Origin of the sequence: Sphingobacterium sp. 18053, from assembly GCF_902706145.1 — a bacterium.
Lineage (GTDB): Bacteria > Bacteroidota > Bacteroidia > Sphingobacteriales > Sphingobacteriaceae > Sphingobacterium > Sphingobacterium paramultivorum.
Window position 1 is genome coordinate 607231 of sequence record NZ_CACSJW010000001.1, and the last position, 14441, is coordinate 621671.

Below are 14441 nucleotides of genomic sequence, written 5' to 3' on the forward strand. Positions count from 1 at the left end.
TTTCATGCGAACCTATAAAGCAAAAAAAATGTCTCCTACATTTGCTTAATACAAACATAAGAGACATCTTCTTCTTTTTATCGTAGGTTTGATTGCCACCCCAAAGCGGGATCGAAAACTCGACCTGCTACTGCAGTTATAGGACAGCCTGCAGACGTTTTGGAAAATCTTCGATCTTTGAAAGACTCAATTGCTTCATAACCTGAAACAAATGCGTCTTAAACATATTGATTGTATGTTCCCCACCTTCATTGCCCAATGCGCCAACGCCATACATAAATGGTCTTCCCATAAAATTGAAATCTGATCCAACTGCATGTGCCCGCGCAAGGTCAACCCCCGATCGAATACCACCATCTAACATGATTTTTATTTTCTTTTTATATTCTGGGTTGCTCGCCAGGTGGATCAATGAATTGATCGAAGATTCACTTGCATCGAGCTGTCGTCCACCATGATTTGACACAATGACTCCATCAACACCCAATGCGATAGCAGCCTGCATATCTTCATCGGTGGCAATCCCTTTAAGCACCAAGGGCCCTTTCCAAAGATCCCGAATAGCTTTAATTTTCTCAACATCAACTTTACCCGTAAATGTCCTGTTCATAAACTGTCCCAGCTGCGCTAAATCAAGTCCCTTTTCCATGTAGGGCTTCAATGTTGCAAAAGAAGGAATTCCATGTCTTAATGTTTCTATTCCCCAAGTCGGACAGGCAAAGGTTTGCAAGATATTGGCGATACTCATTTTAGGTGGCATAGACAATCCGCTTTTTATTTCACGATAACGAAGTCCAAAAGCAGGCACATCCACCAGAACTACCAATACCGGACATTCAACAGCCTCCAGACGTTTAATAATATCATCGCGCAACCTGTTTTCCGTAGGATGATAGAGCTGAAACCAGGCTTTCCCATCAGATACCTCGGCAATACGTTCAATGCTACTTGTTGATACTGTACTCAAAATGTAGGGAATATCATTTTTTGCCGCCGCTTTCGCAAGAATCTCCGGTGCATTCGGCCACATCAATCCCTGAAGTCCAATAGGTGAAACACCAAAAGGTGCACTATAACGACGACCGAATAATTCTACAGATAAGTCTATTTCTTCACTTGCAAGCAGATATTGCGGCTTCAACAGAATATTATCAAAATCATTCTCATTTCTGGCAAGGTTCAATTCTTCATTTGCACCTCCGGTCAGATAATCAAATGCAAATCGGGGAATCCTTTTCTTCGCTTTAATCTTTAGATCTTCAACAGAAGGATAACGTGTATTATATATAAATTTCTGGCTCATGATTGATGTATTATTTATAAACAGTCTATGACTGCGCGCCAAACTTAGATAAATTGCATTTCAAATGCAAGCTAATTGTAGCTAATATAAAAAAATCTGTCATACATTTCTGCGATACCCCAATTCAGCACCACCACTTACAGGTAGATTTACCCCTGTGATAAAGCGTGCTTGGTTTGACAGCAGAAACACACAGGCATCGGCAATGACATCGCCCTCAGGACAGTATCCCAGTAAATGAATATCCTTCAAAAAGTCAAAAACCTGTGTCGGATGCGCTTGCTCCAGTGTCCATTTGTTGAGCATGGGTGTCATAACAGCTGCAGGCATAACCGAATTGACACGAATACCGACAGGTGCATAATCTATGGCCATAGATTTTGTCAACGCGTTGATAGCACCCTTTGTGGCAGCATATGCCGCATGGTTCTCCTGGCCAATATCCCCCACTAAACTGCTCGTATTTAGAATACAACCAGCAGATTCCTTTAAATGAGGATAACCATACCGCGTAGTTAGAAGAACACTTTTCATGTTGGTTTCCAGCAACCTTGTCCATTCATCGTCCGTAGTTTCATGCAAAGGCTTTGACGGGCTTGCCAGACCAGCATTGTTATGGATTGCATCAAGCCGCCCAAAAACAGCAACAGTCTTTTGGATGGCCAAATCAACTTCTCGGGCTTGCGTAACATCCGCACAGATACCAATATGTGGCGCGCCGATCAGTTCGGCTGTTGCATCTACCGATACTTGATCGAGACCAATAAAGGCCACCTTTGCCCCTGCTTTGACATAGGCTTTTACACATTCCAAACCGATTCCAGCACTTCCTCCTGTAATCAATATTATTTTATCTTCTAAGATTTTCACGTTTTTATTATTCTTGTATTTAGCATCAAGTTCCAAAGAATCGGAACAAATTAAAAATTAGTTGAAAATTACATATAAAATCACGACAATAGCTAACAGCAATGCCGACAAAATACGGTAATTCCCGATACCCGGCCAGGCTTTACCCCGAAGTGGATCCATAGGGCTCTTCCAGTACAAATCCCGACTTTGTGCAGTATGCTGCACGGGATACTTATACGATAACAAAACCTGAAGTAACATACAGATCAAAAACAAATAGAAAGCCATCATCATAAATGGAGTCTGTCCTACCCACGAGTCAGGTAGCAGCTTATTCAGCAAAAATACGGCAACCCCCAAAACAGAACCTATCCACAAGGTAAGTTTTGCAGCTGTTGCCGATGCCCCTTTCCAAAACACACCTAAAAGAAATACGCAGGTTATTGGTGGTGCAATATGTGCAATCACATCATTTATGCCATAAAAAATACTCTCATAGCGATCCAATAGCGGTAAAAGAGCCAGGGAAAATCCCATGGCAATAACTGCGGCAATTTTCCCGATACGAATTAGCTGCCCATCAGAAGCAGCAGGGCGCCGCTGTTTAAAGATATCGTAACTCACCATGGTCGATATCGAATTTAGCGCACCCGATATCTGACTCATTAAACCCGATAAGAGCGCCGCTACCAAAACACCGATCAATCCCGAAGGCAAAAGTTGCGTAATCATGAGTGTATAGATACCTTTTGAATTGACCTGCCCTTGATGGTCTACGCCAAGACTGCTTAAATCCAATTGACCTGTTTTAAACAGGGTATACGCAAATAGCCCGGGAAGCACAAAAATAAATACTGGCAGAATTTTCAGAAAACCACAAAAAAGGGCGCCCACACGTCCATGGTTTTCGTCCTTAGCTCCTAAAACACGCTGAACGATCGTCTGATCGGCACACCAATACCAGATACCCAAAATCGGATAGCCAAACAATACGGCATACCAAGGCATTCCACTTCCATCGTTGCTACCACGGAGCATAGAAAGACGATCAAGGGCATTATCCTCTACCAGAACAGCTTTCATCGGCATCCAACCGCCCATCTTGTCAAAAGCTGCAAAACTGATAATAAAAGCCCCAGCAAGCAACACAATTGTCTGGATAGATTCCGTCACCACAACAGCGCGTAATCCGCCCAATATCGTATATATTCCAGTTATCACACAGATTACCGTAATACTCAAATACATATTAAATCCAAAAAGTGTTCGCAGCACAATCCCTCCGGCCAACATCGAAAAAGCGATATGAATAACAATGGCCGATAGTATGGAGATAAACGTGAGCCAATCTCTGCTGGCACGATCATAACGCCGTTCCAGAAAGTCGGGCAAGGTTGTAACACCCGATTTGAGGTAAAATGGCACAAAAAAAAGCGCCAATAAGATTAAAGTAAAGGCAGCCATCCATTCAAAGTTGCCGTTAAGCAAGCCTGTATCAAATCCGCTCTGTGCCAAACTAACCAGATGTACCGTTGAAATATTAGTTGCAAAAAGCGCCAACCCAATGGCCGGCCACCGGAGTGTCTTTCCAGCCAAAAAATACCCTTCAGCGCTTATTTCTTTTACTTTCTTAAATCGCCCTGAGCCAGCCAATATGCCGACAACCAAAATCAACACAATATAAAAGATGGCGATACCTAAATCTAAATTTCCTAACATAACGTCAACTTATAACAAATCACAACTGCTTCCCACATCCATTGGGGTACGGTACACGCCATTTGCTATAGACACAGGATGTACAAAATGAGACTTTAGGTGTGGAATATGCTCCAAAAACAAAGCCTCATGCCCAAGGCTTATATGGTTAAACAAAACAAGATGCTGATGAAGCTGCCCCATATCACCGACATGCGGCACAACGGGAATATTATATTTTCGACAAAGTAGACTCACTGAAATAAACTCGCTCACACCGCCGACTCGAACAGCATCCACCTGTACAAATCCCGCCGCACCCATTTGAAGGTAATTTTTAAACAAGATGCGGTTCGGCACATGCTCACCCATGGCAACTTTTATCGGCGCAATGTGCTCGGCTAAGCGTTTATGCCCAACAATGTCGTCGGGATGTGTCGGCTCCTCAACCCAAAAAGGGTTCATCTCCTTAAGCTCTTGACAGATGGATAGCGCCTGAGGTAGCGTCCATTGCTGATTCGCATCGAGCATTACTTTGGCTTCATCACCCGCAACCTCCCGTACAATATGCGCACGACGAATATCCCGTAATGGATCTTCACTGCCTACTTTGAGTTTCATTGCGGAGAAACCGTTGTCTAAAGCGCGTTTACAGTTCTCCCGTACTTTTTCATCAGAATAGTTAAACCAGCCTACTGATGTGTCGTAGCCCGCATAGCCCTTTTCAATAATGTCCATTCTTTTATGACCAGTTGAGATAGTCGACTCCAGCAGGCTGATGGCTTCAGCCTTTGTAAATTCATCTTCCAAATAGGAAAGATCCAACGTATTGACAATCTCCTCAGCGCTGAGGTCGGTTAACAGCTTCCAAAGTGGAACTCCTCTTGTTTTAGCCCAGAGGTCAAAACAGGCATTTGTTACCGAAGCTAGGGCCAAATGAACGATACCTTTATGGGGACCCAACCAACGAAATTGCTGTTCGTTGCTCAACTTATTAAACAATTGACCAAAATCTGCCATAAGATCTTCAATTGGAATCCCTTTCAATCGTTCGGCATAGAAAGCTGCAGCACGACAGACCAGCTCATTTCCTGCTCCCAGTGTAAAAGCCAAACCTGTCCCTACGCGCCCCTTATCATCTACCAATCGAGTCACAGCATAAGAATAGATCGGATCCTTGTGTATCGCATCACTGCCCGCACCTGTAGCCAAAGGAAATCTCCGATCCTGAATATCAAACGTCTTTATCATAAAATCTTAACGTACTTGTTTTTAGTATTTAGGTTAATCTATTTTGAATTACAACTTTAACTTATCCTTTAATTTGCGCAAAATGTCAACATCCGAATCCTTTATGCGTCCCATCCGATTGGGACCAACGTTTAAGATCAGGATATTGTCTTGTGCTGTTGCGGTCTGATAAATCCCCGCAAGCTCTTCCAAAGACTTATACTTCTTGTCCGTGGTATTATAAAACCAGCGTTCTCCAAGTACCACTGTTGTCTCAAAAGGCATATAATACGTATTCCCCTGGGCAATAAAAAGCTTAGGATCGGGATTGATCGGAAGATAAGGATCGCCTAGCCTAAAATCACTTGGAAAATAACGTATAGGGTAATAATTCTGCTGATCTTTCGGCAAAACTATGTGTTTGTCTGTATTCTCAGGTGATCCTATACTCCAGTTTATACCAATTTGACATCCGGTAACCTTTTTCTTGATCAAATTGTAAATCGCCTGCGTGGGCCATCGATAGTTCTCTTTTTCCCAGCCACCGTCCAGCCAAAGCTCAACGATATCTGTATACTTTTTGGTTATATCAACTAACTCATTAAGTTGGTTCAACATATATTGATTATATGCTGCATCTGCAGACATGTCTTTTACATTGGGATTCTGCTTTCGGTCCCATAAAGAATAATATAAACCAAGGCGCATCCCCTGTTTGGCGCATTCTTTAGCCAGCTCCTGCACAACATTTGTCGCGTTTGAAGAACTCGCCACATCGTAGTCCGTATACTTACTATCCCATAAACAAAAACCTTCATGATGTTTCGTAACCAAAATCATGTACTTCATCCCAGCTTCCTTTGCTGTCGAAACCCACTGTTTAACCTCAATAGCCGATGGTGCATACGAGCTAGCGGGTTTAGATCCGTCTGTCCACTCCTGGTCATGAAATGTATTCATGCCAAAATGAACGAACATACCATATTTTCGGTCAATTTGCTCCCGCTGATAAGCATTGGGATGTATTGATGGAACAGGTACAATAGTCTTTGTCTGAGCACAGAGATTTGTTCCCAATACAGCAAGTGCCAAACTAAATAATAATTTCTTTCTCATGGTTATATAATGTTGGTTATTACAGCATTCATTCTTTTTCTTTATTCCGTATGGAATACCTCCGCCATACCAGACCATATTTCCCCTTTCTCCTGCGCATCGGACAGGGGTTGCTGACAAGGATCCGTTTCTTTCCACCAACGCTGTGTCTCTGGATCGGACGCCATCTTCTGCATATCAAGCTTGAAATTTTGTCCTACATATTCGAAATAGCTGAAAAGAAAAAATTTACCATCTATTTCCTTCAAAAAAATAGAATAATTGCGGATATGACATGCGTCGATCTTTCGAAGTACTGTGGGCCAAACCTTGGCATGAAGTTTCTTATAATAAGCTACTTTCTCTGCTTTTAATCCTGTTATAGATGCGTAGCGAGTCACAGTACGACTTCTTTCTGCAGACCGAAAGGCTGTCGCACAAAGTACGACAAAGACGATCATGATGCTATAAGGATATAATTTAGGATTCATAAGTTCTGCACGTTATTTTATACTATTCGAAATTACGTGCTTAACAGTACCGTGACTACTGCTAGATTGCTCATTTCTCCCACTATATTAACATTTTTACCTCTGTTTACTTATTTTTAGGACAAAATAAGCTATCTTGCTTGTTCTTAATTAAAATAACCAAACGCATGAAACCTGTTTTTGCAAAAATTCTGGAAGGTGCAGCTATTACGACTTTTGCGACCAAAGATGTCCAGCGACCATTCTTCTCCACCGAATTTCACTTTCATAGCGCCTGTCAGATGACCTATATTGTGGAAAGTGAGGGAAAACGGATCATTGGAGATAATGTGAGTAACTTTGCTTCTGATGAACTCACTTTTGTAGGACCCGATCTGCCACATGTCTGGCACAATAACAATATAAATTGCCCAGGCTCTGCTATTGCGGAGACAAAGACATCCCGCTCTTTGGCCTTGTATATAGAACCAAAATTAATGATTAAACTTTTAGGGCATTTCTTTCAGACACACAAAATCGAAGCATTCTTTTCGGCCTCAAAACGTGGTCTCCTATTCCGTGGCGCAACAAAGGAACAATTGAAGGTAAAGCTAAAAAAGATTGTACAGCTGGATTATGGCTTTGAGAAAACCATTTTGTTATTGGAGATTATCGAATTGATGTTATCAACAGATGAATTTGATTACCTCTCCAGCGCGGGATACACCCACAACTATAGTCCTATTGACAATAGTAAAATTGACAGCATCTTTAAATTCGTATTTAACAACTATACTGGAGAAATTCAATTGGATCAAGTTGCGCAGCTATCTAATATGTCGAAACATTCCTTTTGCCGTTACTTCAAATCCCGTACGCAGAAAACCTTCGTCCAGTTTGTCAATGAGGTGCGCATTAGCGAATCCTGTAGATTGATCGCTGAAAATAAGCATCAAATCACGCACATTGCTTATGCCTGTGGTTTCAATAGCCTTTCAAACTTTAATAAAATTTTCAAGTCAATTAAAGGAGTCACACCTAGTCAGTACAAATCTCAAATACGGTAGTAGCAACAAAGCAGGTAGGTCATTCTTAGCTATGGAGCAGACAAACCTTTGAAAAACTGATCTTTTAAGGTAAAAGCTAATAAATGCAAACAAATTCGGTTTCAGTGGGGTCTCTATAGAAACTTAAAGTTTAGTGATGAAAAAGAGAAAAAACTTATTTGAACGGTTCTCAAACTGGGCGACACACGCAACTGGTAGTTCAGCAGCATTTATTATTGCAACCTCTACAGTTATCATTTGGGCAGTAAGTGGCCCCATATTTAACTACTCTGAAACCTGGCAACTGGTCATCAATACAGGTACGACCATTGTTACTTTTCTAATGGTATTTCTTATTCAAAAATCGCAGAATAAGGATTCAAAGGCAATCCACCTCAAGCTCAATGAATTGATTGCCTCTCACGAAGGCACTAGCAATAGAATGGTTAATTTGGAAGATCTCAGTGAAGAAGAACTTGATCAGCTTGCGAAATTTTATGCCCACGTCGCTAAACTGGCGCTTCAGGAAAGTGATCTTACCTGCACACACTCAATTGATGCCGCAAAGGAAAATCACGCTTTTAAAATGAAGGCTCGAAAAGAAAGATACGACGCCTCAGACGATAATAGAACAGACAAGACGGATTAGCATTTCAAATTATGGATGGCAACCTTCCCGATCCATTATGACTGTCCTCGCCATGATTAGGTCGAGGATCCATTTCACAACAGAGTCCTGGCCAAGGTTGAGACTGGCTCTTAAACGGTGGTTTTGGGTATTCAATTTTACCAATAGCAGCCGTTCTTCCCATATTATCTGAATATTTCATAGCTCATTTTTTGTAAAAGGCCCAACGAAATTGAGCCTTTTACATTTTCTTTACGTAGTTGCTTTTATTAAAACACGCATTAATCATGTCCTTCGGCTTTCACAATCTTGTTATAGACAGCTACCTATTTAGCTTTCGAATTAAGATTTGTATCGGCCAGCGCGCTTAGATCTTCGTCGCATTTCTTTTCCTCACCCAGTGTTTCAAGTAGTAATTTCAATGCATCCTTGTGCTCTAACACTTTTGCAAAAGCCGCCAGCGTACCATAAGTAGCAATTTCATAATGTTCCACCTTTTGAGCCGCAGCAATAATAGCGGCATCCCGAACAGCCCCGACTTCTGTTTCTTTCATAAGGCTTTCGGCTTCTTCAACCAAGCCCGCCATCGCTTCACATTTTTCAGCTTTTGCTTTCACTCCTATAAACTCAAAACATTGTTCGAGGCGATCCACATGTGTTTCTGTTTCCGCCAAATGTTTAGAAATAGCAGATTTCAATGGTTCTGAACTTGCATTTTTTTCCATCTTAGGAAGTGCCTTTGTCAGCGCTTTTTCAGCCCAGTAAATATCTTTCAGACCATCTTCAAATAATTCGGCCAAATCCTTTGCTGCACCTGCCTCGGCACGTAGCTTTCTTCCTTGCGAAGCAGATCCTGAAGTTGATGTGCTACCTGATTTTGTGCTTGTTTTGCTTTTGTCTGCTGTTGTTGCCATAATAATAAGTTTTATGCTCCGAAGAGCTGTTCGTCAAATAAACAGATCTCAAACTTTTTTCGTTCAGCCAGTCATGCTGATACTTTCAAATCAAGCATTTACCACATATCTCCAGTAAAAACACGTTTTTCCGAAACAAGACCCCAAAAGAACAACCGCGCCACAATTAACGTACAAATCATGCTACATTGCGTACTAACACAATTAACGATCTGACAACAGCGGTGGTTCATCAACAAAATGATTATAAATTAAATGTAGCATGAATAAAAATTGTACAGTTCAGGATCCCCATCGAGGTATGGGCATCCAAAAACAACTGTTTCATAGCTGTCTGTTTTTTATTTTTAGTTTAGTTGAGAAATTGATTTTTGACTGTCCCCCAATTGACATAAGAGCTTTAATCATGATGTAATACGAATTTGTACGATGTATTTACGTAAACAACACAGTTTTCGATTTAAATACGTAAAATATAACAGTTCCAAACCCTAACTTCTCGACCACTGTTCACTATTAAACACACACAAAAGAGTCTATGCTTATATCATCAGATCGTCTTTATCCTTTTTAGCATCCTCTATCATCCTTAGTTATGGACAAAAAGGAAATGATAACCGTAATAGCATACATCGTTAACAATTAAACAATAGCATTATGAAAACCATTTTAAAAACTTTGGGAACGCTGCTTGTGATTTTTGCCTGCATTTTAACAGTACAGGCGCAAGACAGCAACCCCGCTCAGCCACAGCCTGGAGACCTGGACTTTGCCAGCAAAGCCACGGCCAGCAACAATTTCGAACTGCAGGCAGCAAGCATTGCTCTTGCAAAATCACAAAACGCAAATATCAAACAATATGCACAGATGATCGCAGACGACCATACTGCTGCTGGAAATGAACTGTCGACCATTGTAAAGAATAAAAATTGGCAGCTGAGTACGAGTGACGATCAAAATTACAAAGTTATGATCGACCAACTCAATAATGCGGACACAGCAAATTTCGACCGCGTCTATACCGATCTGATGGTTAAGAGCCATCAGGATGCTATTTCACTTTTCAAAGATGCAAGTACAGGTACAGCAATTACAGATGCTGACCTTAAGAAATTCGCTACTGATAAAATCCCCGCATTTGAAAAACATCTTGATCAAATTAAAAATATGCCGCCTTCAGATCCTCCGATAAGTGATATGCGCATTACACCCAATGCGCCATCTCCAGCTATCAAGAAAAAAGTACCCAAACCGACATTAAAATAAAATCATATTTCATTCATTCACTCCGGAGGACAAAGTCATTAAGGCTCTGTCCTTCGTTAATTCTCATAATACCATGGAACAAACATTCGACTACAAACATGAACTTCTTAATAGACAAATGGCGCTACGTGCTAAAATTGAAGAAAGCCCTATTGCGGGCGAAATTAAAATGAGTTATGGGCTGGATTTTTATCAGGAAGAAGTGCGGTCTATGGGTCTAGCGATGATTCGCGATGGCTGGGACATGGAGGGCGAACAACCGATTCTCCAATACGTACACGAACACTATCCGACACGATCGAGGGATGAACTTATTTGGATCAACAAAATGATGCATTACCTGGAGGTTATTACTGATACCTTTATCGATAATCTACATGCTGAGGGCTACCGCTGGTTACAAGGGAATGTGGATATGCCCAATGAGCACGCGATATTCTACCCAGTTCATGACTTAGATGCATTCGGAAAATTAGCCCAAGAACTAGGGTTGAATACACTTGTAGATCTGAAAATACCTAACCCATTGGAACAGTTGCCAGGTTGGATCTATTATCGTTCTGGAAGTAAATAATTTTGCGCCATTGTTCGAAAAGATACAACCAGGTCAATCCGTACTTTTATCGCGATCCAAATTGTCTAATGGCACCCCTTCTTTTGCGCTCCCATCCTCATTTTTTGTCGTATCTTTTCCACGGCTTCGGTGGATATTGTCCAAGGGTAGACCATTTTGGTTGACTACGGTGTCTATCTTAGTTTCCTCTCCTCCATTATTAGCGCTATTATCGCAAGATATTGCTGTTGCAGCAAATGCGATGGCCAAATACACGTATTTAATCATAATCTATATTTTTAATTTATTCTTCTTTAACCCTCTTCCCAGTTTAGCTATGCGGAGTGTCAACAGGCTTTAATTCAGTGATCCTTTTTGACGTAGAAGTTTAGTTTTACCAAGGAAAAGTTACCTGTTAAGTATTTATTTTCTTTCCTTGAGTGTAAAGCTTATTCGACCATTCGGTTCCATCAAAGCCATATCTACTTCATCGAGGTGCTTGCTGTTTGTTTCTAGCCGCAAGCTCGTCAGTAGATCTGTGCGACTTACACCCAGTCGATCCATCTGATCCCATTGGATTTTACCGTTCTTGTATAAAACAGCCGGCTTACCTTTTACCATGTTACCCAAATAGGGAAGCCGGGCCGATACCTGGGCTAGGATTTTATTGACAATAATCATTACAAAGCCAGCGAACACCGTTGACAGGAACGGCGAGGCGCCAACTATTCCTCTAGCCAACACTGCCCCTAGTATAATAATGATTACGAAATCCACACCTGACTTTCGGCCGAGAATTCGAATTCCTCCTAATCGAACCAAAAAAAGCGCTATAATAAACATAATAAACGCGCGCGATCCCATCTGTAACATCGTGAGATCCTCACCAGAGCCAAAAAAACTGTCCATATTTATGCTGTTTTTATATCTTTGTTATACGCCCATCCATACTTCATCGGGCAATGAGCCTTTACTTTATTTCAGAACATTTTATTTCAGAACATCGATAAGAGCCCTCCGAGTTCCAACAATTTTTAAATTGAGTACTTTTACCTATTAAACAGGTGGATAATACGTTTTCATTGACTATCAACAAACTACTTCATTTATTTGACTGTCTTTAAGGAAAAGTAGACAATATGATTCATTTAGATAATCCACCTGAGGATTGCTTGGCTTTCTTTCAGGATACATTGAGGCTGCTGCAGGAGAACGGATGTCAATTTATGGTAGGTGGTGGTTTGGCCATGTTTCACTACACTGGGATCATACGGCCTACGAAGGATATGGATATTTTTTGCAAAAGCAGCGAATACCCAAAAATTCTCAAACATTTTGCCGCTAGCGGTTATAAAACAGAACTGACGGATGTGAGATGGCTGGCCAAGATTTACAAGCCCCCCTACTTTATTGATATTATTTTTGATAGTGTTAACCACAATTGTACTGTGGAACAAGATTGGTTTGACAGGGGGCCTGAAGGAGTGCTGTTTGATACAACAGTACGTTATATGCCCGCAGAGGAACTCGTTTGGTGTAAACTGTATGTGCAAAACAGAGAGCGGCACGACAGCGCCGATATAAACCATATTTGGCTAAAATATGGGAAGAAACTGGACTGGGATCGCTTATTGGCGCGGATGGATCAACATTGGCACCTCTTGTTGGCTCAAATGCTCATCTTTCAGTTTACCTATCCGCATGACTATCGCGATATTCTTCCAAAGGACTTATTTGATCAGCTTATTAAGCGGGCAGCAGATCAGTATGAACTACCTCCTTGCTTAGAGAAAGTTTGCCTGGGACCGCTCATCGACCAGACGCAATATGAGATCGATATTAAAGAATGGGCGTATAAATCATATACCATAAAAACTGTTTGAGATGAATAAAAAGACAACAATAGCCGCTTTGGGCGATATACATATGAATGCTTATCAGCATGGAAAATGGAAAACAAAATTTGAAGAGATTTCAGAAAAGGCAAAAGTCCTGCTATTATGTGGTGATTTAACCGACACGGGTGATGAAGAAGAAGCTGAATTACTCGTTGCCGAACTTCAATCCATCAAAGTTCCGGTCGTCGCCGTATTAGGAAATCACGATTATGAAAAGGGACGGCAGAAACAGATTCGCCAAATTTTGACCGACAGTAAAATTACGGTTTTGGACGGCGAAGCAATCGTGATCGAAAATATTGGTTTTGCTGGGATAAAAGGATTTGGTGGAGGATTTGACCGTTATATGTTATCGATGTTCGGCGAAGATGCCATGAAAAGTTTTGTGCAGGAAGCTGTTAACGAATCATTGCTCCTGGACCGCGCGTTGGCAAGGTTAGAGCAAGAGCATGCAGCTATAAAAAAAGTCGCTTTGCTCCATTATGCACCTATCGCAGAAACAGTATTGGGTGAACCCGAACAGATTTATCCTTTTTTAGGCTCAACACATTTAATGGAGCCGCTCCAGCGGCGTAAAGTTACTGCCGCCTTTCATGGGCATGCGCATGCGGGAAAATTCAAAGCCCTATCCCCTGCCGGAATACCCATTTATAATGTGGCAGTACCTGTATTGAAAGCTCATCATGGCGACGATACCTGCTTTGCACTTATCGATATTTAATTAAATTTTATTCGTTTGGTGTAGTTTTATCCGTTACTTTTTATTCAAAATCAACTTTAGCTTGACATTATGGCAACTGACAAACCCCAGCTCGAAGGTAATTTATTTCAAACCTTCGTAGGTTTAGATCCGTTCCTTTTAAGAACACAAAACATATAATACAAACAAACTTTAGATATGGAAAATTTAAAAAATAAGCGGATTGCCATATTGGTAGCCGATGGATTTGAAGAAATTGAATTGACCAGTCCCAAAGAAGCGCTGGAAAATGCAGGCGCCAAAACAGATATTTTATCACCGGCTAAAGGAAAAGTTCGCGCAAAAAATGGTGATGAATGGTCAAATGATTATCCTGTCGATGTTGCTCTTCAGGAGGCAGAAGAGGATCAGTACGATGGATTGCTGCTACCCGGCGGAGTCATAAGCCCAGATAAATTGAGAACCAATAAAACGGCTATTGCTTTGATCAATGCTTTTTGGGAACGCGATAAACCGATCGCGGCAATTTGTCACGGTCCACAATTACTTATTAATGCGGATTTGGTACGTGATAGAAAAATAACGTCTGTCGAAGCCATTCAAATGGACCTGATTAATGCAGGCGCATTATGGGAAGACAGTAACGTCGTCGTTGACGATAAACTTATTACGAGCCGCACGCCCGACGATTTACCCGCTTTTAATAAAGCCATTATCAAAGCATTTGCTATGGAAAAAAGAACAAAGCGTAATAGTACCATCCAATAACGTATTAAAACGACCAACCT

At 41.2% G+C, this 14441-nt stretch carries 17 protein-coding genes; 7 read left to right on the top strand and 10 right to left on the bottom strand.

Translation table 11 applies throughout. The annotated features are described in order from the left end of the window. Window positions 1-136 precede the first annotated feature (136 nt). The 6 genes from GVK91_RS02760 to GVK91_RS02785 all read right to left on the bottom strand — a co-directional run bounded on the left by GVK91_RS02760 (window position 137) and on the right by GVK91_RS02785 (window position 6669). Complete coding sequence (locus GVK91_RS02760) at window positions 137-1303, bottom strand: alpha-hydroxy acid oxidase (protein ID WP_153845979.1); 1167 nt, start codon at window positions 1301-1303, stop codon at window positions 137-139. 99 nt (window positions 1304-1402) lie between these two features. Further along, window positions 1403-2173: an SDR family NAD(P)-dependent oxidoreductase gene (locus tag GVK91_RS02765; RefSeq protein ID WP_153845978.1), complete on the bottom strand. Its 771-nt coding sequence runs from the start codon at window positions 2171-2173 to the stop codon at window positions 1403-1405. A 57-nt stretch (window positions 2174-2230) separates the two neighbouring features. Then, window positions 2231-3874, bottom strand: a complete 1644-nt coding sequence (locus GVK91_RS02770; protein WP_153845977.1) for a sodium:solute symporter — start codon at window positions 3872-3874, stop codon at window positions 2231-2233. Between the two features lie 9 nt (window positions 3875-3883). Then, complete coding sequence (locus GVK91_RS02775; protein WP_153845976.1) at window positions 3884-5104, bottom strand: enolase C-terminal domain-like protein; 1221 nt, start codon at window positions 5102-5104, stop codon at window positions 3884-3886. 48 nt (window positions 5105-5152) lie between these two features. Then, window positions 5153-6199 carry an alpha-L-fucosidase gene (locus GVK91_RS02780; RefSeq protein WP_153845975.1) on the bottom strand — a complete coding sequence of 349 codons (1047 nt, stop codon included), beginning with the start codon at window positions 6197-6199 and terminating at the stop codon, window positions 5153-5155. A gap of 41 nt (window positions 6200-6240) precedes the next feature. Beyond that, window positions 6241-6669 carry an L-rhamnose mutarotase gene (locus GVK91_RS02785; protein WP_182332099.1) on the bottom strand — a complete coding sequence of 143 codons (429 nt, stop codon included), beginning with the start codon at window positions 6667-6669 and terminating at the stop codon, window positions 6241-6243. A 167-nt stretch (window positions 6670-6836) separates the two neighbouring features. Between GVK91_RS02785 and GVK91_RS02790 the strand changes: the two genes are divergently transcribed. Continuing rightward, on the top strand, window positions 6837-7715 hold the full coding sequence (locus tag GVK91_RS02790; protein ID WP_153845974.1) for an AraC family transcriptional regulator: 879 nt from the start codon (window positions 6837-6839) through the stop codon (window positions 7713-7715). A gap of 136 nt (window positions 7716-7851) precedes the next feature. Then, window positions 7852-8343, top strand: coding sequence for a low affinity iron permease family protein (locus GVK91_RS02795; RefSeq protein ID WP_153845973.1), 492 nt, complete (start codon window positions 7852-7854; stop codon window positions 8341-8343). Window positions 8344-8347: 4 nt separating this feature from the next. Here GVK91_RS02795 and GVK91_RS02800 read toward each other — a convergent pair whose 3' ends face one another. Then, complete coding sequence (locus tag GVK91_RS02800; protein ID WP_200845522.1) at window positions 8348-8524, bottom strand: hypothetical protein; 177 nt, start codon at window positions 8522-8524, stop codon at window positions 8348-8350. 124 nt (window positions 8525-8648) lie between these two features. Next, window positions 8649-9236 (bottom strand): ferritin-like domain-containing protein, encoded by a 588-nt coding sequence (locus tag GVK91_RS02805; RefSeq protein WP_153845972.1) that lies wholly within the window; start codon window positions 9234-9236, stop codon window positions 8649-8651. A gap of 657 nt (window positions 9237-9893) precedes the next feature. On the opposite strand from GVK91_RS02805, the gene GVK91_RS02810 reads away from it, so the two are divergent. Together GVK91_RS02810 and GVK91_RS02815 are read left to right on the top strand one after the other, a co-directional pair. After that, the gene (locus tag GVK91_RS02810) at window positions 9894-10502 is read left to right on the top strand and encodes a DUF4142 domain-containing protein (protein ID WP_153845971.1); all 609 of its coding nucleotides are present in this window, start codon (window positions 9894-9896) and stop codon (window positions 10500-10502) included. A 73-nt stretch (window positions 10503-10575) separates the two neighbouring features. Next, window positions 10576-11076 (top strand): hypothetical protein, encoded by a 501-nt coding sequence (locus GVK91_RS02815; protein ID WP_159726796.1) that lies wholly within the window; start codon window positions 10576-10578, stop codon window positions 11074-11076. Window positions 11077-11109: 33 nt separating this feature from the next. Here the strand turns inward: GVK91_RS02815 and GVK91_RS02820 are convergent, their stop codons facing one another. Both GVK91_RS02820 and GVK91_RS02825 read right to left on the bottom strand, forming a co-directional pair. Further along, the gene (locus tag GVK91_RS02820; protein ID WP_153845969.1) at window positions 11110-11343 is read right to left on the bottom strand and encodes a hypothetical protein; all 234 of its coding nucleotides are present in this window, start codon (window positions 11341-11343) and stop codon (window positions 11110-11112) included. A gap of 135 nt (window positions 11344-11478) precedes the next feature. Then, window positions 11479-11964: a DUF421 domain-containing protein gene (locus GVK91_RS02825; RefSeq protein ID WP_153845968.1), complete on the bottom strand. Its 486-nt coding sequence runs from the start codon at window positions 11962-11964 to the stop codon at window positions 11479-11481. Between the two features lie 230 nt (window positions 11965-12194). Here GVK91_RS02825 and GVK91_RS02830 point away from each other — a divergent pair, with 230 nt between their 5' ends. The 3 genes from GVK91_RS02830 (at window position 12195) to GVK91_RS02840 (ending at window position 14421) form a co-directional block, all read left to right on the top strand. After that, window positions 12195-12938: a nucleotidyltransferase gene (locus GVK91_RS02830; RefSeq protein ID WP_159726798.1), complete on the top strand. Its 744-nt coding sequence runs from the start codon at window positions 12195-12197 to the stop codon at window positions 12936-12938. Window position 12939: 1 nt separating this feature from the next. Continuing rightward, entirely contained in the window at window positions 12940-13674 is a 735-nt protein-coding gene (locus GVK91_RS02835) for a metallophosphoesterase (protein ID WP_153845966.1), read from the top strand. Between the two features lie 177 nt (window positions 13675-13851). Further along, window positions 13852-14421, top strand: a complete 570-nt coding sequence (locus GVK91_RS02840) for a type 1 glutamine amidotransferase domain-containing protein (RefSeq protein WP_159726800.1) — start codon at window positions 13852-13854, stop codon at window positions 14419-14421. Window positions 14422-14441 lie beyond the last annotated feature (20 nt).